This window comes from Pseudonocardia sp. ICBG1142, from assembly GCF_020496255.1.
In the GTDB taxonomy this organism is placed as follows: Bacteria; Actinomycetota; Actinomycetes; order Mycobacteriales; family Pseudonocardiaceae; genus Pseudonocardia.
In genome coordinates this window covers 18969-43444 of record NZ_JAHLJC010000009.1, presented here as the reverse complement: position 1 = coordinate 43444, position 24476 = coordinate 18969, and the positions used below count along the sequence as shown (strand labels likewise).

The following is a 24476-nucleotide window of genomic DNA, read 5'->3' as shown; positions in this document are numbered from 1 at the left end:
CTCCTTGAGGGGCCTCTGACCAGCGGCGACTTGCAGCGCGTTGGTAGGATTTCTGTGCCCCGCGCGAGCTGGGGTGCAAGTGGAGCGCCGAACGGCTAGCCAGGACGACCGAGTGGAACGACCAGGAAATCGAGATCATGGAGCCATCACGACGGGCACTGTCGCGGGGCGAGGCGCTGCATGCGCAGATTGCCCGCCACATCGCCAACGACATCTCAGCGGGACGCCTGGTCAACGGGGCGACTCTCCCCTCGACCAAGGCGCTCGCATCCGAATGGGGGGTTAGCCCCTTTACGATCTCTGAGGCGATGAAGCTCCTTGCTGGGGAAGGTCTGGTTGTAAACGAGGCGAGGTCTAGGCGGACTGTTCGTGCCCCGAGGCAGGGGCGGTCTGATCTTCTGCGCGACCGCCGCCCGCAGGTGATCTTGATAGGTGGCTACCCGGGTAGTGGAAAATCTGAATTGGCGCGCACGCTTGCCCGTGAGGTCGGCTGGACTGTGATTGACAAAGACACTGTGACTCGCCCGCTGGTGGAACAACTGCTGGAGGTCCTTGGACGGTCTCCCCATGACCGCGAATCTGAGGTTTACCTCAATCAGGTACGTCCTCGCGAATACGAGGCGGTCGCTGCTGTCGTGACTGAAAATCTTCAGTGTGGTAACAGTGTCATCGCTGATGCCCCTTTCTTGAGGGAGTTCACCGACCCGGCATGGCTGTGTCGTACGATTGACGCCCATGCCGCATTCAATGCCGACACCACTGTCGTTTGGGTTGCTTGTGACGCACAGACGATGCATAGCTATCTCCGTCGGCGCGGAGCGGCCCGGGACGCGACGAAGCTTGCAGATTGGACGGCTCATCTGGAGGGCCTCGATCTTAATTTCCGACCTCCGATCGCCCACGTTGTCGTGGAGAACTCCGCATCAAGTGAGCCGCTTCAGTCGCAGGCTCGCCGGATCATCGACAAGGTCGCAGCGTGACTCGCGGGGTTCTGCTCTATGGGCCGCCTGCAGCAGGTAAGGACACTGTCACGGCAGCGCTGACTGGCTATGATACGCACTTCCATTTGTTTCGTCGCATAAAGTGTGGTCCCGGTAGAACTGATGGCTATCGGATGGTCGATCGGCTGACGCGCGATAGACTGGCTCGTTCCGGTTGCGTCATCTGGCGAATGGCCGGTACGGTGCCACGTATATTGTCGATAGAGTCGGGCTTAGGAAGTCTCGCTAGCGGTTGGCCGGTTTTGCTCTAGGTCAGCCGGAAGCCGTTGACGCCGTTGTTGCTGCGACTCCAGAGACTCATTGGCTCGTTTTTGCTCTCTGGTGCCCCCGTGATGTGGCAAGCATTAGATTGCGGCAGCGAGGAGCGCCGACCTCCAGGCGCGGCTCGCTGCTTGGGACGCCACGCCACTCTTGCCTCCACCGACTACGACGTTGGATACCTCGACGGTCACGCCCGTCGCCGCTGCCCGCCACATCGCCGCTTCCTTCAGCCGCCATGATGCGTCCGGCGGCTGACCTCGTTGCTGGCGTCGTTCCGTACGGGCTCGCTTGCGTCACGTCGTCTGTCTAGGTCGTGTGTGTTGCCGAATTGTGCTTTAGGGGATCAAGGCGCCGCCTCCGGCGGCGCGGGGTCGGCCACGCCGCCCCCGCCGCTCGCTCACTACACCTCCGGCCCGTTCGCGGCGGCGGGCTCGGCTACCCGACCCCAAGCCACCAGGCAGCCGCCTGAACCCCAGAGACGCCGACGGCACGCCTGCACGATGGCCGCCGCTGCCCTTGCTCCGCGTCACGCCAGGCGTCGATGCGGACCGTCGTCAGTCCTGTAGGCCGGGCGTGCCGCCCGGGATGCCTCCGGCGGCCGGGCTCCGCCCGGACCCGACACCGCTCGGAGATCAGGGGGAGTGCGGCGGGGCTGGCGATCTCCTCACGGCGCGCCGAGACGGCAACCAGACCGAGGGGTGGGGTGCAAGGCTGAACCCCGTGCCTTGCACCCCACCCCTCGGTCTGGCAGGGGTGAACCCGCGCCGCGAGGAGATCACCAGCAGGCCGGGCGCGTGGGAAAAAAGACAACCCCACGGGGCCGGTCGTGCAACGAGCGTGCGAGTACTGGCGGGGAACCACGGTCACTCACGGCCACTCACGGTCAGTCGACCGGCTCAGATCGCGCAGGTGGGCAGGGCATTGACCGCAGTCTTCCAAACTGGCTACGCGGGTTCGATTCCCGTCGCCCGCTCACACCACGCGACTGGTTGTAAACGAGGCCACCCCTGTTCGTGCCCCGAGGCAGGGGCGGTCTGATCTTCTGCGCGACCGCCGCCCGCAGGTGATCTTGATAGGTGGCTACCCGGGTAGTGGAAAATCTGAATTGGCGCGCACGCTTGCCCGTGAGGTCGGCTGGACTGTGATTGACAAAGACACTGTGACTCGCCCGCTGGTGGAACAACTGCTGGAGGTCCTTGGACGGTCTCCCCATGACCGCGAATCTGAGGTTTACCTCAATCAGGTACGTCCTCGCGAATACGAGGCGGTCGCTGCTGTCGTGACTGAAAATCTTCAGTGTGGTAACAGTGTCATCGCTGATGCCCCTTTCTTGAGGGAGTTCACCGACCCGGCATGGCTGTGTCGTACGATTGACGCCCATGCCGCATTCAATGCCGACACCACTGTCGTTTGGGTTGCTTGTGACGCACAGACGATGCATAGCTATCTCCGTCGGCGCGGAGCGGCCCGGGACGCGACGAAGCTTGCAGATTGGACGGCTCATCTGGAGGGCCTCGATCTTAATTTCCGACCTCCGATCGCCCACGTTGTCGTGGAGAACTCCGCATCAAGTGAGCCGCTTCAGTCGCAGGCTCGCCGGATCATCGACAAGGTCGCAGCGTGACTCGCGGGGTTCTGCTCTATGGGCCGCCTGCAGCAGGTAAGGACACTGTCACGGCAGCGCTGACTGGCTATGATACGCACTTCCATTTGTTTCGTCGCATAAAGTGTGGTCCCGGTAGAACTGATGGCTATCGGATGGTCGATCGGCTGACGCGCGATAGACTGGCTCGTTCCGGTTGCGTCATCTGGCAGAATGGCCGGTACGGTGCCACGTATATTGTCGATAGAGTCGGGCTTAGGAAAAGTCTCGCTAGCGGTTGGCCGGTTTTGCATCTAGGTCAGCCGGAAGCCGTTGACGCCGTTGTTGCTGCGACTCCAGAGACTCATTGGCTCGTTTTTGCTCTCTGGTGCCCCCGTGATGTGGCAAGCATTAGATTGCGGCAGCGAGGAAGCGCCGACCTCCAGGCGCGGCTCGCTGCTTGGGACGCCACGCCACTCTTGCCTCCACCGACTACGACGTTGGATACCTCGACGGTCACGCCCGTCGCCGCTGCCCGCCACATCGCCGCTTCCTTCAGCCGCCATGATGCGTCCGGCGGCTGACCTCGTTGCTGGCGTCGTTCCGTACGGGCTCGCTTGCGTCACGTCGTCTGTCTAGGTCGTGTGTGTTGCCGAATTGTGCTTTAGGGGATCAAGGCGCCGCCTCCGGCGGCGCGGGGTCGGCCACGCCGCCCCCGCCGCTCGCTCACTACACCTCCGGCCCGTTCGCGGCGGCGGGCTCGGCTACCCGACCCCAAGCCACCAGGCAGCCGCCTGAACCCCAGAGACGCCGACGGCACGCCTGCACGATGGCCGCCGCTGCCCTTGCTCCGCGTCACGCCAGGCGTCGATGCGGACCGTCGTCAGTCCTGTAGGCCGGGCGTGCCGCCCGGGATGCCTCCGGCGGCCGGGCTCCGCCCGGACCCGACACCGCTCGGAGATCAGGGGGAGTGCGGCGGGGCTGGCGATCTCCTCACGGCGCGCCGAGACGGCAACCAGACCGAGGGGTGGGGTGCAAGGCTGAACCCCGTGCCTTGCACCCCACCCCTCGGTCTGGCAGGGGTGAACCCGCGCCGCGAGGAGATCACCAGCAGGCCGGGCGCGTGGGAAAAAAGACAACCCCACGGGGCCGGTCGTGCAACGAGCGTGCGAGTACTGGCGGGGAACCACGGTCACTCACGGCCACTCACGGTCAGTCGACCGGCTCAGATCGCGCAGGTGGGCAGGGCATTGACCGCAGTCTTCCAAACTGGCTACGCGGGTTCGATTCCCGTCGCCCGCTCACACCACGCGACCGGCCGAAACACCACCCCTTATCGATCTTGAACAGGGGGTGGTGCGGGACGTGCGACCGGTGTGCGAGAAGAGGGCGAGTGGCCGCCCCCGGACGCTTGAACATGAGACGGCAGGGAGGCGTGCGCATGCTCAACATCGTCTGGGCTGTGTGCACTGCGGCGGGCCTCGTGGTCATCCTCACCGTGTGGAACGGTGGATTCGACTGGCTCTTCGTGGTGACCGGGGTGCTGGTCGTCCTGTGTGCCCATGCTCTTGATCGGGCCGTGCGGCGGAGCCGGGGTGAACCGGGGTCGGGGCTGTACGGGCGGGGTCGTCGCGTGGTCACTCATGCCGCCGCGCCGTCGACGGTCTGGATCGTCCTCCAGGAGGAAGCTGACGACTGTCGAATCCTTGGAGTATTCCACGATAGTGCGACTGCCGATGAATTCATGATGCGAAAGGGGCGCGACTTTCCCGAGTCGACGTTCTCCTGCGGCGAGTATGAAATTGGGTGGACCGAAGACCGGGGGGCGCAGCGTTATCGCTCGCCCGATTGAGGTGGTCTCGGAGGGGTGGGGAATACGTGCCCGATGAGGGAAGCCGCCGGTGAACTCTCTGACGACTCAGCCGTCGTCGTCGGCCTCGATGTCCTGATCGGTGTGGGGTCGGCGTTCGCGGTCGACCAGTGCGGCGATCTGGGTGGCGATGCGGCGGTCGCGTTCGGTGGTGGCGTGTTGGTAGATCAGTGCGGCGCGCATGGTGCCGTGGCCCATGCGGTGCATGAGTTCGCGGGTGCTGGCCCCAGCAGTAGCAGCGAGATGGTTACCGGTGTGACGTAGGTCATGGAAATGGAAACCGGTGGGGAGCCCGGTCTTGACCACGGTGGTGGGCCAGTCGGTTGCGCGGCCGAAGTTCCCGCGTCGGAGCATGCCGCCGCGTTGTCCGCAGAAGATCAGTCCGTCCGGTGGCGGGCCGGAGTAGGCGGCGGTGTGGGTGGTGAGGACCTCGACGAGGAACGGGGGCAGGGAGAGGGTGCGGATACCGGCGGCGGATTTGGGTGGCCCGGGTCGGAGGCCGCCTCGGCTGAGTTGGGCCAGGCGTCGTCGGACGTGGAGGGTGGCGGTGTTCAGGTCGAGGTCGCAGTGGCGTAGCCCGGCGAGTTCTCCCCAGCGCAGTCCGGTGAACGCGGCGGACAGGATCAGGGCGTGGAAGCGGGGTGGCATCGCGGCGGCGAGGTCGAAGACCTGGCCGATGGTGGCGGTGGGGCGTTCGGGGGTGCGGTGTTCACCGGCGCCTTTGATGCGGCAGGGGTTGCGGGTGATCCGGCCGTCGTCGACGGCGGTGGTGCAGATGGCGCGGACGAGGCGGTAGGCCTTCGCGGTGCGGTCTTCGGAGCGTCCGGCAGCGAGCAGGGTGGTGCGCCAGGTGCGGATGACTGCGGTGGTCAGCTCGGCGAGGTCGATCGGGCCGAGGAACGGGTCGATGTGGTGGCGCCAGATGCTGCGGTACTCCTCGCGGGTGCGGGCGCTGACGCGGTGTTCGGTGATCCACTGCTCCCCGAAGTCATGGAAGGGTAGCTGGCCCAGGGCGGGGTCGAACCAGTCACCGCGCAGGATGTCGCTTTCGACGAGGGTGAGCCATTGGGCGGCGTCGCCTTTGCGGTCGAAGGTTCCCGGGGCGGTGCGGCGTTGCCCGCTGTTGGTGGGGTAGCTGGCCTGATACCGCCCGGAGGGCAGGCGGCGGATGGAGCCGAACCGGCGCCGACTCGTCTTGTTCGCCGTCATCGCGTTCCTCGCCGGGGGTGTGGGTGTGGTCGGTGGGGGAACGGTTCGACCCGGCCTTGGGCGAGCCAGGCGTCGAGGTCGGTCACGGCGAAGCGCACATGCCGTCCGATGCGGTAGAACGCGATCCGTCGGGCTGCGACCAGGCGCCGCACGAAACGCGGGGAGGTGTTCAGGTAGCGGGCGGTCTCGGCCACGGTCAGGTACTGCGTCATCGACGGCGTCCCTGCTACGCGGCCTGATCACGGGTAGCCGAACACCCGATTGCCGAACGGTCGTCCGGTGGTGGGCCGGTGGTGGTGAGGAGGGCGGCGTCGTAGTCGGCGCGCCATCGTTGGCGTTGATGGATCGCGTGCAGAAGCAGGACGGGGCGGGGTGGGACGTCGCTGTCGCCGGGTTGCACGGGTTCCCAGTTGAAGGGTCCGTCATCGATCGCGTAGGCGGGTGTCACTCCGGCGTGGTCGAGGAGTTGCCGAACGAACGCGCTCCGGTCCGCGCGGTGATCACCGAGGCTCTTGTTGGACCATTTGCGGGAGACCAGGACGCGGCGTCCGGCGATGCCGAGGTGTTCGGGCTTGTGCGCTGTGCCGGTGCAGTGCCCGGGGGTCATCTCCGGGCGGGCACCCTTGGGTGCGACGGCGTAGAGCAGCCAGATCGGGCAGCGCGGCGAACACGGGGTGATGGCGAGTTCGGCGGTGAGGCGTCGGGCGTGGTCGCGCTGGCGGGTGGTGGCGGTGTCGTCGAGTCCGGCGGCGTGGCCGACGGATTTGGTGAGGTATTTGGTGAGGTAGCCGATGTGGCGTCCGGCTTCTTCGGTGCCGCCGAGGATGCCTTTCACATGCACTTGGGGGCCGAAGACCACGGTGTGGGCCGGCGTGGTGAGGACCTCGGGGTCGGTGGCCTCGTCCCAGGTGGGGAGCGGTGTGTGGGTGTCGGGGTCGACGAAGGCTTTCTGCCGGTGGTCCCAGCGGGGGAGCTTGTCCCCGGTGTAGACGATGTCGTCGTGGGCGGGCCACCAGACCTGGTGGTAGGTGGCGGCGGTGATCGCGCGCAACTCTGCGCGGGGGATGGTGCCGCGGATGGCGGCGTGGAAGTGCGGGGCACCGCGTTTCTGCGGTTCGACGGTCCCGAAGTACTGCACGTCCCAGCCGACACAGCGCCGCGTGTTCTGCCAGAACCTGTCCAGCAGCTTCGGGAAGTGGATCGCATCGCGGGCGGCGCGGCGGTAGTCGTAGGTATCGGGGTCGATCGCGGCGCCGTTGCCGTCGACGCGGCCGTAGGTGTCCAGGGTCAGGGTGAGGAAGGTCGAGGGCCGATATTTCCCGCCGAACACCCGTCCGATCGTGCGGTCCTCCACAGGCCGCCGGGGCAGGTTCGGGGCGTCCTGACGACGCCGGGTAGTCCGGCGGATGGCCTTCGGGCGGGGGTCGAGCGGGGCGAGGGGTCCGCGGACTCCGAGGGCGCGGAGTTCGGTGTCGATGTCCTCGACGATCTCGCGTATCTCATCACACTCGGCGTTGTCTCCGGCGGCGAGACAGTCAGTGTAGGCGGCGTGGAAGTCCGCGCGGGCGGCCATCAACTCTTTCTGCGCGGTCGTCGGGTCGGCAGGTGTGACGGCGGGTTCGTTCTCCAGGTGCCAGCCTTCGCGGCACTGGGTCATCCGCAGCCGTCGGGCCTTGTCTGAGCAGGGGCGGCACTGGTCTTCCCGTGTCGAACCGCACGGCACCGGCACGACATCGATCCGTCCGGTGGATTGGTCGATGCGGCGCATCGCCAGGGGGCGGACACACACGCCGTGGTCCTCGGCGAGCTGGACCGCGACCTCGTGCGACAGGGCCAGCATCGCCTTCTGCGCCCGGGTGAGCGTGTCCTGATCGACCGGCTCCCGCCCCGGCGCGCTGTCGGTCACGGTGTCGGCGCTGTCGGTGTGGGTGTCGGCGTTGGTCATGCTGCGTCTCCGATCTCGCGGTGGTGGACGGTCGGGTCGGGGAGGGTCAGGACCGGCGCCACTCCGGCGGTCGGGGAAGTGCGGGTGACGAAGGCTTCTAGGTCTTTGACCGCACCGTCAGACACCCACCCGGCCCGGATACGCAGGGGTTCACGGATGCCGTCGCCGAACAGATAGCCCACGCCGGGTTCGTCTTCACCGATCCGGTTGGCCCACGCACCACGGTCGTAGGCGTGATCGCCGAGGACCATCGACACATGGGACTTCGAGGCGACGCGTAGGCAGATGCGGCGGGGGAACAGCTCCCGCACCGGGACGGTGTCCTTGGTCGGTTCCTGCACATAGCCGCGCACGGTGTAGCCCAACGCGCGGCCCTGGGTGGTGAGCAGGGCGACGCGGTCGGTGATCGCCTCGCGGGTCTTGCGGTCCCCGCCGTAACGCAGCAGCGCACCGATCTCGTCGAACTCCACGATCTCCAACGGGGTGTCCCGGGTGACGGGGACCAGGCGGGTCGCCCCGGCGTACTCGCGTTTACGGGCCTCCATGCTCTCGACAAGATCATCGAGGAGGGCGAGGGCGTCTTTGCTGGTGACGGCGTAGCGGTGGAACACTCCCCGCCCGTAGGCCAGCTCCATACCTTTCGGGTCGATCCCGTTGACCCGGACCAGGCCGTCACCGATCGCGGGGGCGATCGCACACAACGGCGCCCACATCAACGACCCCTTCCCCGCCCCAGTCGCCCCCGCGACCAGGGTGTGACCACCGATCAACGACTGATGCCAGTCCGTGCCGTACTCGGTGTGCCCGGACCAGACCTTCTCCAGGTCGATCGCCGACCCGTCCAGGTCGGACAGGGTGTCCAGGCCCGGCGCCCGCACCACCCCGGACAGCAGGTTGCGGCGCTGGAAATCGATCGACACCACATTCGGGGACAACTCCCGCACCTGACAACGCCGCACCCTGCGCGCGACAGCGAGGGCGCGGGTGGCGGTGTCGAACTCTTCCGGGGTCTGCCCGGGAACGAGGCGGACCCGGACCTCGTCCCACGACGGCCCCGAGCGCACCCCCAGAATCCGAGGGAGCTGATCAGCCACCGGCCGCGACCTCGACAAGACCGGGGTGCGGCGCAATGGATTCACCACCGCGATCGGTGCTCCGCCCCGGTCCGGCACCGTCAGGTTGCAGGAGCGCAGCCAGCGCGGCATCCGAGGCGCATACAGCAGCCAGCGCAGCCACCACCCCCGCAGACGACGCCCGGCATAACGATCGAACGACACCACCGATGTCCACCGCCACACCCCCAGCGCGACAGCGACCGCAGCGATGGTGACCACCAGCGAGGGCCACCCGAGCAGCGAGCACCACACCACAGCGACCGCAGCGGTGATCGTGGTGCGCCAATGCCGAACCACCCACACCGTCACGACCACCGCGGCCTTGCAGGCCAGCCACACGGTGACGAACACGACCGCGATCGTTGCCACGCCCTCGGCGATCCGGCCGAGGAACTGCCCCACCCAGTGCAGACCAGCCAGCACTATCAGCGTCACGAGACCGGCCAGGACCAGAGAACCCATCGTCGTCATCGCAGGCCCCCGCCCTGCTCGGGGGAACGCCGCGGAGCGCACACGACCGGCATCGGGACCAACGCCAGCTGCCCGCGATGATCACCACACCGCCGCACGCCCCCCTCGGAGACATCGCTCAGTGGGGTCAGGCACACCTCGCACCACACCGCGCCCTCACCGGTGACGACATCCGTGGTCGCCTCGGGACTCATGCCGCAGCACTCCCCGGCGCGACAGCAGCAGGGGCCGCGGTCCGGCGGGCTGCGACACGAGCGGTGCGATGCAGCCGCCGTCGATCCTGTGGGGTGGTGGCGCCGAGGACGCCGTAGCGGCGGGCCGGGTCTTCGACCAGCAGCGCCTCGACCAGACACATACTGCGGACCCGGCAACCACGACACACCTCCAACGCAGGCTCGGCGGCGTGCGGAGCGGTGTCGGTGGGGAAGAACGACTCGGTGTCCATCCCGCGACACGCCGCCCCGGCCCGCCAGCGATGACGTTCAGCACCGTGAAGCGCCCGGGGCAGGGCAGGAGGGGGTGAAGAAAGTCCGGTGTTCATCTAGGATCGGTGTCCTTCCACGCTGGTTCCGGGTTGATCAACTGCCTGCCACGGCAGCAACACACGGCAAGGAAGACTCGGTGGGGGAGCCCGCCACTAACGGGCTCTCCCACACATATCGCCTGGTCCGACAGTGCTTGTCAGGCGGCGTCCTGGTTCTTGGCCGTATGTCCACGCTGGGGGCCGGGGGCGCGCATCCCCGCCGCGCGAAAGCTGTAAGCCACACGCGGACGCCCGCCGGTCTCCTGCACGTACGGGGTCACCGTGAGCCCGTCGAACTCCACCGGACGAAACGGCAACCCCGCTGTGGCCTCCGGCGGCACCGGCTGATGCGCCGCAGCGATCTTCACCACCACCGTCTTCTCGCTCCGCCGTGCTTCCGGATCGGCATCCAGCACCGACACCGACCACACCGGCAACCCCGACTCCCGATCGACCTGCTGCACCGGACGCCCCGGCGCCGACTTCTCAAAATCCCGCACCGCCTCCACCTCCGACACGATGAACGCCCCCACCGGGAACACATCACCCATCGCCACCGCGAACTTGTTACTGCGTGCCATGTCAGCTCCTCTGTCGTTCGCTCTCTGCGTCCAGCTGCAAGCTCTACGTGAGGCTAGCAGTTGATAGCTCAGCATGTCAACTGAATGGCTACGACTCCTTGAGGGGCCTCTGACCAGCGGCGACTTGCAGCGCGTTGGTAGGATTTCTGTGCCCCGCGCGAGCTGGGGTGCAAGTGGAGCGCCGAACGGCTAGCCAGGACGACCGAGTGGAACGACCAGGAAATCGAGATCATGGAGCCATCACGACGGGCACTGTCGCGGGGCGAGGCGCTGCATGCGCAGATTGCCCGCCACATCGCCAACGACATCTCAGCGGGACGCCTGGTCAACGGGGCGACTCTCCCCTCGACCAAGGCGCTCGCATCCGAATGGGGGGTTAGCCCCTTTACGATCTCTGAGGCGATGAAGCTCCTTGCTGGGGAAGGTCTGGTTGTAAACGAGGCGAGGTCTAGGCGGACTGTTCGTGCCCCGAGGCAGGGGCGGTCTGATCTTCTGCGCGACCGCCGCCCGCAGGTGATCTTGATAGGTGGCTACCCGGGTAGTGGAAAATCTGAATTGGCGCGCACGCTTGCCCGTGAGGTCGGCTGGACTGTGATTGACAAAGACACTGTGACTCGCCCGCTGGTGGAACAACTGCTGGAGGTCCTTGGACGGTCTCCCCATGACCGCGAATCTGAGGTTTACCTCAATCAGGTACGTCCTCGCGAATACGAGGCGGTCGCTGCTGTCGTGACTGAAAATCTTCAGTGTGGTAACAGTGTCATCGCTGATGCCCCTTTCTTGAGGGAGTTCACCGACCCGGCATGGCTGTGTCGTACGATTGACGCCCATGCCGCATTCAATGCCGACACCACTGTCGTTTGGGTTGCTTGTGACGCACAGACGATGCATAGCTATCTCCGTCGGCGCGGAGCGGCCCGGGACGCGACGAAGCTTGCAGATTGGACGGCTCATCTGGAGGGCCTCGATCTTAATTTCCGACCTCCGATCGCCCACGTTGTCGTGGAGAACTCCGCATCAAGTGAGCCGCTTCAGTCGCAGGCTCGCCGGATCATCGACAAGGTCGCAGCGTGACTCGCGGGGTTCTGCTCTATGGGCCGCCTGCAGCAGGTAAGGACACTGTCACGGCAGCGCTGACTGGCTATGATACGCACTTCCATTTGTTTCGTCGCATAAAGTGTGGTCCCGGTAGAACTGATGGCTATCGGATGGTCGATCGGCTGACGCGCGATAGACTGGCTCGTTCCGGTTGCGTCATCTGGCAGAATGGCCGGTACGGTGCCACGTATATTGTCGATAGAGTCGGGCTTAGGAAAAGTCTCGCTAGCGGTTGGCCGGTTTTGCATCTAGGTCAGCCGGAAGCCGTTGACGCCGTTGTTGCTGCGACTCCAGAGACTCATTGGCTCGTTTTTGCTCTCTGGTGCCCCCGTGATGTGGCAAGCATTAGATTGCGGCAGCGAGGAAGCGCCGACCTCCAGGCGCGGCTCGCTGCTTGGGACGCCACGCCACTCTTGCCTCCACCGACTACGACGTTGGATACCTCGACGGTCACGCCCGTCGCCGCTGCCCGCCACATCGCCGCTTCCTTCAGCCGCCATGATGCGTCCGGCGGCTGACCTCGTTGCTGGCGTCGTTCCGTACGGGCTCGCTTGCGTCACGTCGTCTGTCTAGGTCGTGTGTGTTGCCGAATTGTGCTTTAGGGGATCAAGGCGCCGCCTCCGGCGGCGCGGGGTCGGCCACGCCGCCCCCGCCGCTCGCTCACTACACCTCCGGCCCGTTCGCGGCGGCGGGCTCGGCTACCCGACCCCAAGCCACCAGGCAGCCGCCTGAACCCCAGAGACGCCGACGGCACGCCTGCACGATGGCCGCCGCTGCCCTTGCTCCGCGTCACGCCAGGCGTCGATGCGGACCGTCGTCAGTCCTGTAGGCCGGGCGTGCCGCCCGGGATGCCTCCGGCGGCCGGGCTCCGCCCGGACCCGACACCGCTCGGAGATCAGGGGGAGTGCGGCGGGGCTGGCGATCTCCTCACGGCGCGCCGAGACGGCAACCAGACCGAGGGGTGGGGTGCAAGGCTGAACCCCGTGCCTTGCACCCCACCCCTCGGTCTGGCAGGGGTGAACCCGCGCCGCGAGGAGATCACCAGCAGGCCGGGCGCGTGGGAAAAAAGACAACCCCACGGGGCCGGTCGTGCAACGAGCGTGCGAGTACTGGCGGGGAACCACGGTCACTCACGGCCACTCACGGTCAGTCGACCGGCTCAGATCGCGCAGGTGGGCAGGGCATTGACCGCAGTCTTCCAAACTGGCTACGCGGGTTCGATTCCCGTCGCCCGCTCACACCACGCGACCGGCCGAAACACCACCCCTTATCGATCTTGAACAGGGGGTGGTGCGGGACGTGCGACCGGTGTGCGAGAAGAGGGCGAGTGGCCGCCCCCGGACGCTTGAACATGAGACGGCAGGGAGGCGTGCGCATGCTCAACATCGTCTGGGCTGTGTGCACTGCGGCGGGCCTCGTGGTCATCCTCACCGTGTGGAACGGTGGATTCGACTGGCTCTTCGTGGTGACCGGGGTGCTGGTCGTCCTGTGTGCCCATGCTCTTGATCGGGCCGTGCGGCGGAGCCGGGGTGAACCGGGGTCGGGGCTGTACGGGCGGGGTCGTCGCGTGGTCACTCATGCCGCCGCGCCGTCGACGGTCTGGATCGTCCTCCAGGAGGAAGCTGACGACTGTCGAATCCTTGGAGTATTCCACGATAGTGCGACTGCCGATGAATTCATGATGCGAAAGGGGCGCGACTTTCCCGAGTCGACGTTCTCCTGCGGCGAGTATGAAATTGGGTGGACCGAAGACCGGGGGGCGCAGCGTTATCGCTCGCCCGATTGAGGTGGTCTCGGAGGGGTGGGGAATACGTGCCCGATGAGGGAAGCCGCCGGTGAACTCTCTGACGACTCAGCCGTCGTCGTCGGCCTCGATGTCCTGATCGGTGTGGGGTCGGCGTTCGCGGTCGACCAGTGCGGCGATCTGGGTGGCGATGCGGCGGTCGCGTTCGGTGGTGGCGTGTTGGTAGATCAGTGCGGCGCGCATGGTGCCGTGGCCCATGCGGTGCATGAGTTCGCGGGTGCTGGCCCCAGCAGTAGCAGCGAGATGGTTACCGGTGTGACGTAGGTCATGGAAATGGAAACCGGTGGGGAGCCCGGTCTTGACCACGGTGGTGGGCCAGTCGGTTGCGCGGCCGAAGTTCCCGCGTCGGAGCATGCCGCCGCGTTGTCCGCAGAAGATCAGTCCGTCCGGTGGCGGGCCGGAGTAGGCGGCGGTGTGGGTGGTGAGGACCTCGACGAGGAACGGGGGCAGGGAGAGGGTGCGGATACCGGCGGCGGATTTGGGTGGCCCGGGTCGGAGGCCGCCTCGGCTGAGTTGGGCCAGGCGTCGTCGGACGTGGAGGGTGGCGGTGTTCAGGTCGAGGTCGCAGTGGCGTAGCCCGGCGAGTTCTCCCCAGCGCAGTCCGGTGAACGCGGCGGACAGGATCAGGGCGTGGAAGCGGGGTGGCATCGCGGCGGCGAGGTCGAAGACCTGGCCGATGGTGGCGGTGGGGCGTTCGGGGGTGCGGTGTTCACCGGCGCCTTTGATGCGGCAGGGGTTGCGGGTGATCCGGCCGTCGTCGACGGCGGTGGTGCAGATGGCGCGGACGAGGCGGTAGGCCTTCGCGGTGCGGTCTTCGGAGCGTCCGGCAGCGAGCAGGGTGGTGCGCCAGGTGCGGATGACTGCGGTGGTCAGCTCGGCGAGGTCGATCGGGCCGAGGAACGGGTCGATGTGGTGGCGCCAGATGCTGCGGTACTCCTCGCGGGTGCGGGCGCTGACGCGGTGTTCGGTGATCCACTGCTCCCCGAAGTCATGGAAGGGTAGCTGGCCCAGGGCGGGGTCGAACCAGTCACCGCGCAGGATGTCGCTTTCGACGAGGGTGAGCCATTGGGCGGCGTCGCCTTTGCGGTCGAAGGTTCCCGGGGCGGTGCGGCGTTGCCCGCTGTTGGTGGGGTAGCTGGCCTGATACCGCCCGGAGGGCAGGCGGCGGATGCCGCCGCGCCGCCGACTCGTCTTGTTCGCCTCATCGCGTTCCTCGACTGTCGAATCCTTGGAGTGTGGTCGGTGTGCGACTGCCGATGAATTCTTGGGCGAGCCAGGCGTCGAGGTCGGTCCCGAGTCGACGTTCGTCCTGCGGCGAGTATGCGATTGGGTCGGACCGCGACCGGGGGGCGCAGCGTTATCGCTCGCCCGGGAGGTGTTCAGGAGGGGGGGGTCTCGGCCACGGTCAGGTACTGCGTCATCGACGGCGTCCCTGCTACGCGGCCGATCACGTAGTCGAACCCCGATTGCCGAACGGTGTCCGGGGTGGGCCGGTGGCGGTGACCAGGGCGGCGTCGTAGTGGCGCGCCATCGTTGGCGTTGGTGGTCGCGTGCAGAAGCAGGACGGGGCGCATGGGACGTCGCCCATCGCGGTTGCACGGGTTCCCAGGTGCTGGTCCCCATCGATCGCGTAGGCGGGTGGTCACTCCGGCGTGTCGAGGAGTTGCCGAAATGGAAACCGGTGGGGAGCCCGGTCTTGACCACGGTGGTGGGCCAGTCGGTTGCGCGGCCGAAGTTCCGGCGTCGGAGCATGCCGCCGCGTTGTCCGCAGAAGATCAGTCCGTCCGGTGGCGGGCCGGAGTAGGCGGCGGTGTGGGTGGTGAGGACCTCGACGAGGAACGGGGGCAGGGAGAGGGTGCGGATACCGGCGGCGGATTTGGGTGGCCCGGGTCGGAGGCCGCCTCGGCTGAGTTGGGCCAGGCGTCGTCGGACGTGGAGGGTGGCGGTGTTCAGGTCGAGGTCGCAGTGGCGTAGCCCGGCGAGTTCTCCCCAGCGCAGTCCGGTGAACGCGGCGGACAGGATCAGGGCGTGGAAGCGGGGTGGCATCGCGGCGGCGAGGTCGAAGACCTGGCCGATGGTGGCGGTGGGGCGTTCGGGGGTGCGGTGTTCACCGGCGCCTTTGATGCGGCAGGGGTTGCGGGTGATCCGGCCGTCGTCGACGGCGGTGGTGCAGATGGCGCGGACGAGGCGGTAGGCCTTCGCGGTGCGGTCTTCGGAGCGTCCGGCAGCGAGCAGGGTGGTGCGCCAGGTGCGGATGACTGCGGTGGTCAGCTCGGCGAGGTCGATCGGGCCGAGGAACGGGTCGATGTGGTGGCGCCAGATGCTGCGGTACTCCTCGCGGGTGCGGGCGCTGACGCGGTGTTCGGTGATCCACTGCTCCCCGAAGTCATGGAAGGGTAGCTGGCCCAGGGCGGGGTCGAACCAGTCACCGCGCAGGATGTCGCTTTCGACGAGGGTGAGCCATTGGGCGGCGTCGCCTTTGCGGTCGAAGGTTCCCGGGGCGGTGCGGCGTTGCCCGCTGTTGGTGGGGTAGCTGGCCTGATACCGCCCGGAGGGCAGGCGGCGGATGGAGCCGAACCGGCGCCGACTCGTCTTGTTCGCCGTCATCGCGTTCCTCGCCGGGGGTGTGGGTGTGGTCGGTGGGGGAACGGTTCGACCCGGCCTTGGGCGAGCCAGGCGTCGAGGTCGGTCACGGCGAAGCGCACATGCCGTCCGATGCGGTAGAACGCGATCCGTCGGGCTGCGACCAGGCGCCGCACGAAACGCGGGGAGGTGTTCAGGTAGCGGGCGGTCTCGGCCACGGTCAGGTACTGCGTCATCGACGGCGTCCCTGCTACGCGGCCTGATCACGGGTAGCCGAACACCCGATTGCCGAACGGTCGTCCGGTGGTGGGCCGGTGGTGGTGAGGAGGGCGGCGTCGTAGTCGGCGCGCCATCGTTGGCGTTGATGGATCGCGTGCAGAAGCAGGACGGGGCGGGGTGGGACGTCGCTGTCGCCGGGTTGCACGGGTTCCCAGTTGAAGGGTCCGTCATCGATCGCGTAGGCGGGTGTCACTCCGGCGTGGTCGAGGAGTTGCCGAACGAACGCGCTCCGGTCCGCGCGGTGATCACCGAGGCTCTTGTTGGACCATTTGCGGGAGACCAGGACGCGGCGTCCGGCGATGCCGAGGTGTTCGGGCTTGTGCGCTGTGCCGGTGCAGTGCCCGGGGGTCATCTCCGGGCGGGCACCCTTGGGTGCGACGGCGTAGAGCAGCCAGATCGGGCAGCGCGGCGAACACGGGGTGATGGCGAGTTCGGCGGTGAGGCGTCGGGCGTGGTCGCGCTGGCGGGTGGTGGCGGTGTCGTCGAGTCCGGCGGCGTGGCCGACGGATTTGGTGAGGTATTTGGTGAGGTAGCCGATGTGGCGTCCGGCTTCTTCGGTGCCGCCGAGGATGCCTTTCACATGCACTTGGGGGCCGAAGACCACGGTGTGGGCCGGCGTGGTGAGGACCTCGGGGTCGGTGGCCTCGTCCCAGGTGGGGAGCGGTGTGTGGGTGTCGGGGTCGACGAAGGCTTTCTGCCGGTGGTCCCAGCGGGGGAGCTTGTCCCCGGTGTAGACGATGTCGTCGTGGGCGGGCCACCAGACCTGGTGGTAGGTGGCGGCGGTGATCGCGCGCAACTCTGCGCGGGGGATGGTGCCGCGGATGGCGGCGTGGAAGTGCGGGGCACCGCGTTTCTGCGGTTCGACGGTCCCGAAGTACTGCACGTCCCAGCCGACACAGCGCCGCGTGTTCTGCCAGAACCTGTCCAGCAGCTTCGGGAAGTGGATCGCATCGCGGGCGGCGCGGCGGTAGTCGTAGGTATCGGGGTCGATCGCGGCGCCGTTGCCGTCGACGCGGCCGTAGGTGTCCAGGGTCAGGGTGAGGAAGGTCGAGGGCCGATATTTCCCGCCGAACACCCGTCCGATCGTGCGGTCCTCCACAGGCCGCCGGGGCAGGTTCGGGGCGTCCTGACGACGCCGGGTAGTCCGGCGGATGGCCTTCGGGCGGGGGTCGAGCGGGGCGAGGGGTCCGCGGACTCCGAGGGCGCGGAGTTCGGTGTCGATGTCCTCGACGATCTCGCGTATCTCATCACACTCGGCGTTGTCTCCGGCGGCGAGACAGTCAGTGTAGGCGGCGTGGAAGTCCGCGCGGGCGGCCATCAACTCTTTCTGCGCGGTCGTCGGGTCGGCAGGTGTGACGGCGGGTTCGTTCTCCAGGTGCCAGCCTTCGCGGCACTGGGTCATCCGCAGCCGTCGGGCCTTGTCTGAGCAGGGGCGGCACTGGTCTTCCCGTGTCGAACCGCACGGCACCGGCACGACATCGATCCGTCCGGTGGATTGGTCGATGCGGCGCATCGCCAGGGGGCGGACACACACGCCGTGGTCCTCGGCGAGCTGGACCGCGACCTCGTGCGACAGGGCCAGCATCGCCTTCTGCGCCCGGGTGAGCGTGTCCTGATCGACCGGCTCCCGCCCCGGCGCGCTGTCGGTCACGGTGTCGGCGCTGTCGGTGTGGGTGTCGGCGTTGGTCATGCTGCGTCTCCGATCTCGCGGTGGTGGACGGTCGGGTCGGGGAGGGTCAGGACCGGCGCCACTCCGGCGGTCGGGGAAGTGCGGGTGACGAAGGCTTCTAGGTCTTTGACCGCACCGTCAGACACCCACCCGGCCCGGATACGCAGGGGTTCACGGATGCCGTCGCCGAACAGATAGCCCACGCCGGGTTCGTCTTCACCGATCCGGTTGGCCCACGCACCACGGTCGTAGGCGTGATCGCCGAGGACCATCGACACATGGGACTTCGAGGCGACGCGTAGGCAGATGCGGCGGGGGAACAGCTCCCGCACCGGGACGGTGTCCTTGGTCGGTTCCTGCACATAGCCGCGCACGGTGTAGCCCAACGCGCGGCCCTGGGTGGTGAGCAGGGCGACGCGGTCGGTGATCGCCTCGCGGGTCTTGCGGTCCCCGCCGTAACGCAGCAGCGCGCCGATCTCGTCGAACTCCACGATCTCCAACGGGGTGTCCCGGGTGACGGGGACCAGGCGGGTCGCCCCGGCGTACTCGCGTTTACGGGCCTCCATGCTCTCGACAAGATCATCGAGGAGGGCGAGGGCGTCTTTGCTGGTGACGGCGTAGCGGTGGAACACTCCCCGCCCGTAGGCCAGCTCCATACCTTTCGGGTCGATCCCGTTGACCCGGACCAGGCCGTCACCGATCGCGGGGGCGATCGCACACAACGGCGCCCACATCAACGACCCCTTCCCCGCCCCAGTCGCCCCCGCGACCAGGGTGTGACCACCGATCAACGACTGATGCCAGTCCGTGCCGTACTCGGTGTGCCCGGACCAGACCTTCTCCAGGTCGATCGCCGACCCGTCCAGGTCGGACAGGGTGTCCAGGCCCGGCGCCCGCACCACCCCGGACAGCAGGTTGCGGCGCTGGAAATCGATCGACACCACATTCGGGGACAACTCCCGCACCTGACAACGCCGCACCCTGCGCGCGACAGCGAGGGCGCGGGTGGCGGTGTCGAACTCTTCCGGGGTCTGCCCGGGAACGAGGCGGACCCGGACCTCGTCCCACGACGGCCCCGAGCGCACCCCCAGAATCCGAGGGAGCTGATCAGCCACCGGCCGCGACCTCGACAAGACCGGGGTGCGGCGCAATGGATTCACCACCGCGATCGGTGCTCCGCCCCGGTCCGGCACCGTCAGGTTGCAGGAGCGCAGCCAGCGCGGCATCCGAGGCGCATACAGCAGCCAGCGCAGCCACCACCCCCGCAGACGACGCCCGGCATAACGATCGAACGACACCACCGATGTCCACCGCCACACCCCCAGCGCGACAGCGACCGCAGCGATGGTGACCACCAGCGAGGGCCACCCGAGCAGCGAGCACCACACCACAGCGACCGCAGCGGTGATCGTGGTGCGCCAATGCCGAACCACCCACACCGTCACGATCACGACGACCTTGCAGGCCAACCAGACGGTGACGAACACGACCGCGACCGTCGCCACGCCCTCGGCGATCCGGCCGAGGAACTGCCCCACCCAATGCAGACCAGCGAGCACCACCACCGTCGCCAGACCGGCAACAACGAGAGAACCTGTCGTGCTCATCGACGCTCTCCGTCCTGTTCCGGGGAACGACGCGGAGCGCACACGGCAAGGAGGGGAACCAACGCGAGCTGGTCATGATGGTCGCTACACCGACGCCCGTCCCCCTGAGATACCGCGCTCAGCGGGGTCAGGCACACCTCGCACCGCACCGTGTCCTCCCCGGTAACGACATCGGTGGTCGTGTCGGTGTTCATGCCGCCGCGCTCCCCGGTGTGGGAACGGCAGCAGGGGCGGTGCTCCGGCGGGCGGCGACCCGAGCGGTGCGGTGCAGCCGCCGTCGATCCTGTGGGGTGGTGGCGCCGAGGACGCCGTAGCGGCGGGCCGGGTCTTCGACCAGCAGCGCCTCGACCAGACACATACTGCGGACCCGGCAACCACGACACACCTCCAACGCAGGCTCGGCGGCGTGCGGAGCGGTGTCGGTGGGGAAGAACGACTCGGTGTCCATCCCGCGACACGCCGCCCCGGCCCGCCAGCGATGACGTTCAGCACCGTGAAGCGCCCGGGGCAGGGCAGGAGGGGGTGAAGAAAGTCCGGTGTTCATCTAGGATCGGTGTCCTTCCACGCTGGTTCCGGGTTGATCAACTGCCTGCCACGGCAGCAACACACGGCAAGGAAGACTCGGTGGGGGAGCCCGCCACTAACGGGCTCTCCCACACATATCGCCTGGTCCGACAGTGCTTGTCAGGCGGCGTCCTGGTTCTTGGCCGTATGTCCACGCTGGGGGCCGGGGGCGCGCATCCCCGCCGCGCGAAAGCTGTAAGCCACACGCGGACGCCCGCCGGTCTCCTGCACGTACGGGGTCACCGTGAGCCCGTCGAACTCCACCGGACGAAACGGCAACCCCGCTGTGGCCTCCGGCGGCACCGGCTGATGCGCCGCAGCGATCTTCACCACCACCGTCTTCTCCGAACGACGCGCCTCCGGATCAGCATCCAGCACCGACACCGACCACACCGGCAACCCCGACTCCCGATCGACCTGCTGCACCGGCCGACCCGGCCCGGACTTCTCAAAATCCCGCACCGCCTCCACCTCCGACACCACGAACGCCCCCAGCGGGAACACATCACCCATCGCCACCACAAACCTGTTACTGCGTGCCATCTGGCGCCTCCTTTGGGGGTCGTCGGCGAGGCGGTTGCGCCTGCCGCAGTCAGTCCGGACCTGCCAGGGGACGACCGCGCCCTCCTGGAGGACTAACTAGACCTATGATGAGGCGAACTAGTCCGGCTGTCAAGGGCTAGGAGGTCCTGCGACGATAAGGAGCGTGGAGATGGGCGATGTGATCCGTCGGCGACGAGCAGACCTCGGCATGTCGCAGGCTGATTTAGCGCGGGTGGCTGGGGTCGACACCCGCCAAATCCGGCGCTACGAAGCAGGGGAGCAGCAGCCTCTCGTGTCGGTTGCTCTAACTATTGCTGATGCTCTCGGAGTTTCGGTCAGTGAACTGGCTGGTCGCGCACCCGGCCGCGTCTCGTTGACTGGGGACAGGTGGGCTTCCTGGCAAACCACCCGCGATGGAGTCGAGAAGATCGCCACCCAGCCCGTCCACATGCGCCAGGAAGGTCACCTGATCCACATCGCCGCGATCCAGCGGGGGCTCAGCCAGGCTGAGGGCGGATACCTGTGGTCCGGCGAGCTGCGTCTTTGGGACAACCAGATTATGACTGGCTGGTACGCCGCAGCAGATGGCGCTGTTCGCTCGAAGGGCACGATGTTCCTTGTCATGCACCCACACGGCATCGAATTCACTGGTCGGTGGGTGGGGCTTGGCTACGACGATCAGGTCATGACGGGGTGGGCCACGATGGGTTCCACTCGCGAGGACTCCGCGCGCACCATGAGTGAGCTCATCGCCGTACGTGGCGGCACAGCATGACGGCGACTGGTTCCGTAGAGCTCTGCGAAGTCGTGCTCACTGCACCTGATCCCGATTGGCTTCGCTGGTTCACCCGCACTCTTGTCATCGATCGGCTTGCATCAAATGTCCACAACTTCGAGCCCGTTCACTCGACGTACCGGTGGGGCGATGAGGTCCATGACTGCACCGAGGGGCGCGCTGCCTTGCATACTCGTCGCAGCCTCGTTCCGGCCATTGTCGAACGCGTCATGGGGGCGCACCCCTACGACCTCCCTAGCGTGAGCGCTCGGCCGATCCACGACGGCAGTCCGACCTACTTGGCTTGGATCCGCGAGCAGACCGAGCCGCCAGCGTCTGGCTAGGTCGTGTGTGTTGCCGAATTGTGCTTTAGGGGATCAAGGCGCCGCCTCCGGCGGCGCGGGGTCGGCCACGCCGCCCCCGCCGCTCGCTCACTACACCTCCGGCCCGTTCGCGGCGGCGGGCTCGGCTACCCGACCCCAAGCCACCAGGCAGCCGCCTGAACCCCAGAGACGCCGACGGCACGCCTGCACGATGGCCGCCGCTGCCCTTGCTCCGCGTCACGCCAGGCGTCGATGCGGACCGTCGTCAGTCCTGTAGGCCGGGCGTGCCGCCCGGGATGCCTCCGGCGGCCGGGCTCCGCCCGGACCCGACACCGCTCGGAGATCAGGGGGAGTGCGGCGGGGCTGGCGATCTCCTCACGGCGCGCCGAGACGGCAACCAGACCGAGGGGTGGGGTGCAAGGCTGAACCCCGTGCCTTGCACCCCACCCCTCGGTCTGGCAGGGGTGAACCCGCGCCGCGAGGAGATCACCAGCAGGCCGGGCGCGTGGGAAAAAAGACAACCCCACGGGGCCGGTCGTGCAACGAGCGTGCGAGTACTGGCGGGGAACCACGGTCACTCACGGCCACTCACGGTCAGTCGACCGGCTCAGATCGCGCAGGTGGGCAGGGCATTGACCGCAGTCTTCCAAACTGGCTACGCGGGTTCGATTCCCGTCGCCCGCTCACACCACGCGACCGGCCGAAACACCACCCCTTATCGATCTTGAACAGGGGGTGGTGCGGGACGTGCGACCGGTGTGCGAGAAGAGGGCGAGTGGCCGCCCCCGGACGCTTGAACATGAGACGGCAGGGAGGCGTGCGCATGCTCAACATCGTCTGGGCTGTGTGCACTGCGGCGGGCCTCGTGGTCATCCTCACCGTGTGGAACGGTGGATTCGACTGGCTCTTCGTGGTGACCGGGGTGCTGGTCGTCCTGTGTGCCCATGCTCTTGATCGGGCCGTGCGGCGGAGCCGGGGTGAACCGGGGTCGGGGCTGTACGGGCGGGGTCGTCGCGTGGTCACTCATGCCGCCGCGCCGTCGACGGTCTGGATCGTCCTCCAGGAGGAAGCTGACGACTGTCGAATCCTTGGAGTATTCCACGATAGTGCGACTGCCGATGAATTCATGATGCGAAAGGGGCGCGACTTTCCCGAGTCGACGTTCTCCTGCGGCGAGTATGAAATTGGGTGGACCGAAGACCGGGGGGCGCAGCGTTATCGCTCGCCCGATTGAGGTGGTCTCGGAGGGGTGGGGAATACGTGCCCGATGAGGGAAGCCGCCGGTGAACTCTCTGACGACTCAGCCGTCGTCGTCGGCCTCGATGTCCTGATCGGTGTGGGGTCGGCGTTCGCGGTCGACCAGTGCGGCGATCTGGGTGGCGATGCGGCGGTCGCGTTCGGTGGTGGCGTGTTGGTAGATCAGTGCGGCGCGCATGGTGCCGTGGCCCATGCGGTGCATGAGTTCGCGGGTGCTGGCCCCAGCAGTAGCAGCGAGATGGTTACCGGTGTGACGTAGGTCATGGAAATGGAAACCGGTGGGGAGCCCGGTCTTGACCACGGTGGTGGGCCAGTCGGTTGCGCGGCCGAAGTTCCCGCGTCGGAGCATGCCGCCGCGTTGTCCGCAGAAGATCAGTCCGTCCGGTGGCGGGCCGGAGTAGGCGGCGGTGTGGGTGGTGAGGACCTCGACGAGGAACGGGGGCAGGGAGAGGGTGCGGATACCGGCGGCGGATTTGGGTGGCCCGGGTCGGAGGCCGCCTCGGCTGAGTTGGGCCAGGCGTCGTCGGACGTGGAGGGTGGCGGTGTTCAGGTCGAGGTCGCAGTGGCGTAGCCCGGCGAGTTCTCCCCAGCGCAGTCCGGTGAACGCGGCGGACAGGATCAGGGCGTGGAAGCGGGGTGGCATCGCGGCGGCGAGGTCGAAGACCTGGCCGATGGTGGCGGTGGGGCGTTCGGGGGTGCGGTGTTCACCGGCGCCTTTGATGCGGCAGGGGTTGCGGGTGATCCGGCCGTCGTCGACGGCGGTGGTGCAGATGGCGCGGACGAGGCGGTAGGCCTTCGCGGTGCGGTCTTCGGAGCGTCCGGCAGCGAGCAGGGTGGTGCGCCAGGTGCGGATGACTGCGGTGGTCAGCTCGGCGAGGTCGATCGGGCCGAGGAACGGGTCGATGTGGTGGCGCCAGATGCTGCGGTACTCCTCGCGGGTGCGGGCGCTGACGCGGTGTTCGGTGATCCACTGCTCCCCGAAGTCATGGAAGGGTAGCTGGCCCAGGGCGGGGTCGAACCAGTCACCGCGCAGGATGTCGCTTTCGACGAGGGTGAGCCATTGGGCGGCGTCGCCTTTGCGGTCGAAGGTTCCCGGGGCGGTGCGGCGTTGCCCGCTGTTGGTGGGGTAGCTGGCCTGATACCGCCCGGAGGGCAGGCGGCGGATGGAGCCGAACCGGCGCCGACTCGTCTTGTTCGCCGTCATCGCGTTCCTCGCCGGGGGTGTGGGTGTGGTCGGTGGGGGAACGGTTCGACCCGGCCTTGGGCGAGCCAGGCGTCGAGGTCGGTCACGGCGAAGCGCACATGCCGTCCGATGCGGTAGAACGCGATCCGTCGGGCTGCGACCAGGCGCCGCACGAAACGCGGGGAGGTGTTCAGGTAGCGGGCGGTCTCGGCCACGGTCAGGTACTGCGTCAT

Annotated in this window: 22 protein-coding genes; 8 read left to right on the top strand and 14 right to left on the bottom strand. The window is 67.5% G+C overall.

The genetic code is table 11. The features are described from left to right. The first annotated feature begins 137 nt into the window (after positions 1–137). The 3 genes from KPL59_RS11130 to KPL59_RS11120 all read left to right on the top strand — a co-directional run bounded on the left by KPL59_RS11130 (position 138) and on the right by KPL59_RS11120 (position 4696). Positions 138–980: an AAA family ATPase gene (locus tag KPL59_RS11130; RefSeq protein ID WP_226360744.1), complete on the top strand. Its 843-nt coding sequence runs from the start codon at positions 138–140 to the stop codon at positions 978–980. 1222 nt (positions 981–2202) lie between these two features. Next, positions 2203–2886: an ATP-binding protein gene (locus KPL59_RS11125; protein ID WP_308187866.1), complete on the top strand. Its 684-nt coding sequence runs from the start codon at positions 2203–2205 to the stop codon at positions 2884–2886. A 1399-nt stretch (positions 2887–4285) separates the two neighbouring features. After that, positions 4286–4696: a hypothetical protein gene (locus tag KPL59_RS11120; protein WP_226360293.1), complete on the top strand. Its 411-nt coding sequence runs from the start codon at positions 4286–4288 to the stop codon at positions 4694–4696. A 66-nt stretch (positions 4697–4762) separates the two neighbouring features. Here the strand turns inward: KPL59_RS11120 and KPL59_RS11115 are convergent, their stop codons facing one another. From KPL59_RS11115 to KPL59_RS11090, 6 genes are all read right to left on the bottom strand, one after another. After that, positions 4763–5923, bottom strand: coding sequence for a site-specific integrase (locus tag KPL59_RS11115; RefSeq protein ID WP_226360294.1), 1161 nt, complete (start codon positions 5921–5923; stop codon positions 4763–4765). After that, positions 5920–6135 carry a helix-turn-helix domain-containing protein gene (locus KPL59_RS11110; RefSeq protein ID WP_226360295.1) on the bottom strand — a complete coding sequence of 72 codons (216 nt, stop codon included), beginning with the start codon at positions 6133–6135 and terminating at the stop codon, positions 5920–5922. Before KPL59_RS11110 ends, KPL59_RS11115 begins: the two co-directional genes overlap by 4 nt. Before the next feature lie 14 nt (positions 6136–6149). Beyond that, a complete protein-coding gene (locus KPL59_RS11105) occupies positions 6150–7763 on the bottom strand; it encodes a helitron helicase-like domain-containing protein (RefSeq protein WP_226360545.1) in 1614 nt (537 codons plus the stop codon). Positions 7764–7864: 101 nt separating this feature from the next. Then, positions 7865–9454 (bottom strand): FtsK/SpoIIIE domain-containing protein, encoded by a 1590-nt coding sequence (locus KPL59_RS11100; RefSeq protein WP_226360746.1) that lies wholly within the window; start codon positions 9452–9454, stop codon positions 7865–7867. A gap of 190 nt (positions 9455–9644) precedes the next feature. Further along, the gene (locus KPL59_RS11095; RefSeq protein WP_226360745.1) at positions 9645–9995 is read right to left on the bottom strand and encodes a WhiB family transcriptional regulator; all 351 of its coding nucleotides are present in this window, start codon (positions 9993–9995) and stop codon (positions 9645–9647) included. 140 nt (positions 9996–10135) lie between these two features. Then, positions 10136–10558: a plasmid replication, integration and excision activator gene (locus KPL59_RS11090; RefSeq protein ID WP_226360753.1), complete on the bottom strand. Its 423-nt coding sequence runs from the start codon at positions 10556–10558 to the stop codon at positions 10136–10138. A 231-nt stretch (positions 10559–10789) separates the two neighbouring features. Between KPL59_RS11090 and KPL59_RS11085 the strand changes: the two genes are divergently transcribed. Both KPL59_RS11085 and KPL59_RS11080 read left to right on the top strand, forming a co-directional pair. Next, a complete protein-coding gene (locus KPL59_RS11085) occupies positions 10790–11632 on the top strand; it encodes an AAA family ATPase (RefSeq protein ID WP_226360744.1) in 843 nt (280 codons plus the stop codon). 1399 nt (positions 11633–13031) lie between these two features. Then, on the top strand, positions 13032–13442 hold the full coding sequence (locus KPL59_RS11080; RefSeq protein WP_226360293.1) for a hypothetical protein: 411 nt from the start codon (positions 13032–13034) through the stop codon (positions 13440–13442). 66 nt (positions 13443–13508) lie between these two features. Here KPL59_RS11080 and KPL59_RS11075 read toward each other — a convergent pair whose 3' ends face one another. The 6 genes from KPL59_RS11075 to KPL59_RS11050 all read right to left on the bottom strand — a co-directional run bounded on the left by KPL59_RS11075 (position 13509) and on the right by KPL59_RS11050 (position 20705). After that, positions 13509–16067 (bottom strand): tyrosine-type recombinase/integrase, encoded by a 2559-nt coding sequence (locus KPL59_RS11075; protein ID WP_226360743.1) that lies wholly within the window; start codon positions 16065–16067, stop codon positions 13509–13511. Then, the gene (locus KPL59_RS11070) at positions 16064–16279 is read right to left on the bottom strand and encodes a helix-turn-helix domain-containing protein (RefSeq protein WP_226360295.1); all 216 of its coding nucleotides are present in this window, start codon (positions 16277–16279) and stop codon (positions 16064–16066) included. Before KPL59_RS11070 ends, KPL59_RS11075 begins: the two co-directional genes overlap by 4 nt. A gap of 14 nt (positions 16280–16293) precedes the next feature. Continuing rightward, positions 16294–17907, bottom strand: a complete 1614-nt coding sequence (locus tag KPL59_RS11065; protein WP_226360545.1) for a helitron helicase-like domain-containing protein — start codon at positions 17905–17907, stop codon at positions 16294–16296. Positions 17908–18008: 101 nt separating this feature from the next. Further along, positions 18009–19598, bottom strand: a complete 1590-nt coding sequence (locus tag KPL59_RS11060; protein WP_226360296.1) for an FtsK/SpoIIIE domain-containing protein — start codon at positions 19596–19598, stop codon at positions 18009–18011. A 190-nt stretch (positions 19599–19788) separates the two neighbouring features. Next, entirely contained in the window at positions 19789–20142 is a 354-nt protein-coding gene (locus KPL59_RS11055) for a WhiB family transcriptional regulator (RefSeq protein ID WP_226360297.1), read from the bottom strand. Positions 20143–20282: 140 nt separating this feature from the next. Further along, the gene (locus KPL59_RS11050; RefSeq protein WP_226360298.1) at positions 20283–20705 is read right to left on the bottom strand and encodes a plasmid replication, integration and excision activator; all 423 of its coding nucleotides are present in this window, start codon (positions 20703–20705) and stop codon (positions 20283–20285) included. A gap of 169 nt (positions 20706–20874) precedes the next feature. Between KPL59_RS11050 and KPL59_RS11045 the strand changes: the two genes are divergently transcribed. The 3 genes from KPL59_RS11045 (at position 20875) to KPL59_RS11035 (ending at position 23037) form a co-directional block, all read left to right on the top strand. Next, positions 20875–21480 carry a helix-turn-helix transcriptional regulator gene (locus KPL59_RS11045; RefSeq protein ID WP_226360299.1) on the top strand — a complete coding sequence of 202 codons (606 nt, stop codon included), beginning with the start codon at positions 20875–20877 and terminating at the stop codon, positions 21478–21480. Continuing rightward, positions 21477–21824 carry a divalent-cation tolerance protein CutA gene (cutA, locus tag KPL59_RS37540; protein WP_226360300.1) on the top strand — a complete coding sequence of 116 codons (348 nt, stop codon included), beginning with the start codon at positions 21477–21479 and terminating at the stop codon, positions 21822–21824. The genes KPL59_RS11045 and cutA overlap by 4 nt, the downstream gene beginning before the upstream one ends. 802 nt (positions 21825–22626) lie before the next feature. Then, positions 22627–23037, top strand: a complete 411-nt coding sequence (locus tag KPL59_RS11035; protein WP_226360293.1) for a hypothetical protein — start codon at positions 22627–22629, stop codon at positions 23035–23037. Between the two features lie 66 nt (positions 23038–23103). Here the strand turns inward: KPL59_RS11035 and KPL59_RS11030 are convergent, their stop codons facing one another. Both KPL59_RS11030 and KPL59_RS11025 read right to left on the bottom strand, forming a co-directional pair. Continuing rightward, a complete protein-coding gene (locus KPL59_RS11030; protein WP_226360294.1) occupies positions 23104–24264 on the bottom strand; it encodes a site-specific integrase in 1161 nt (386 codons plus the stop codon). Next, on the bottom strand, positions 24261–24476 hold the full coding sequence (locus KPL59_RS11025) for a helix-turn-helix domain-containing protein (protein ID WP_226360295.1): 216 nt from the start codon (positions 24474–24476) through the stop codon (positions 24261–24263). The genes KPL59_RS11030 and KPL59_RS11025 overlap by 4 nt, the downstream gene beginning before the upstream one ends.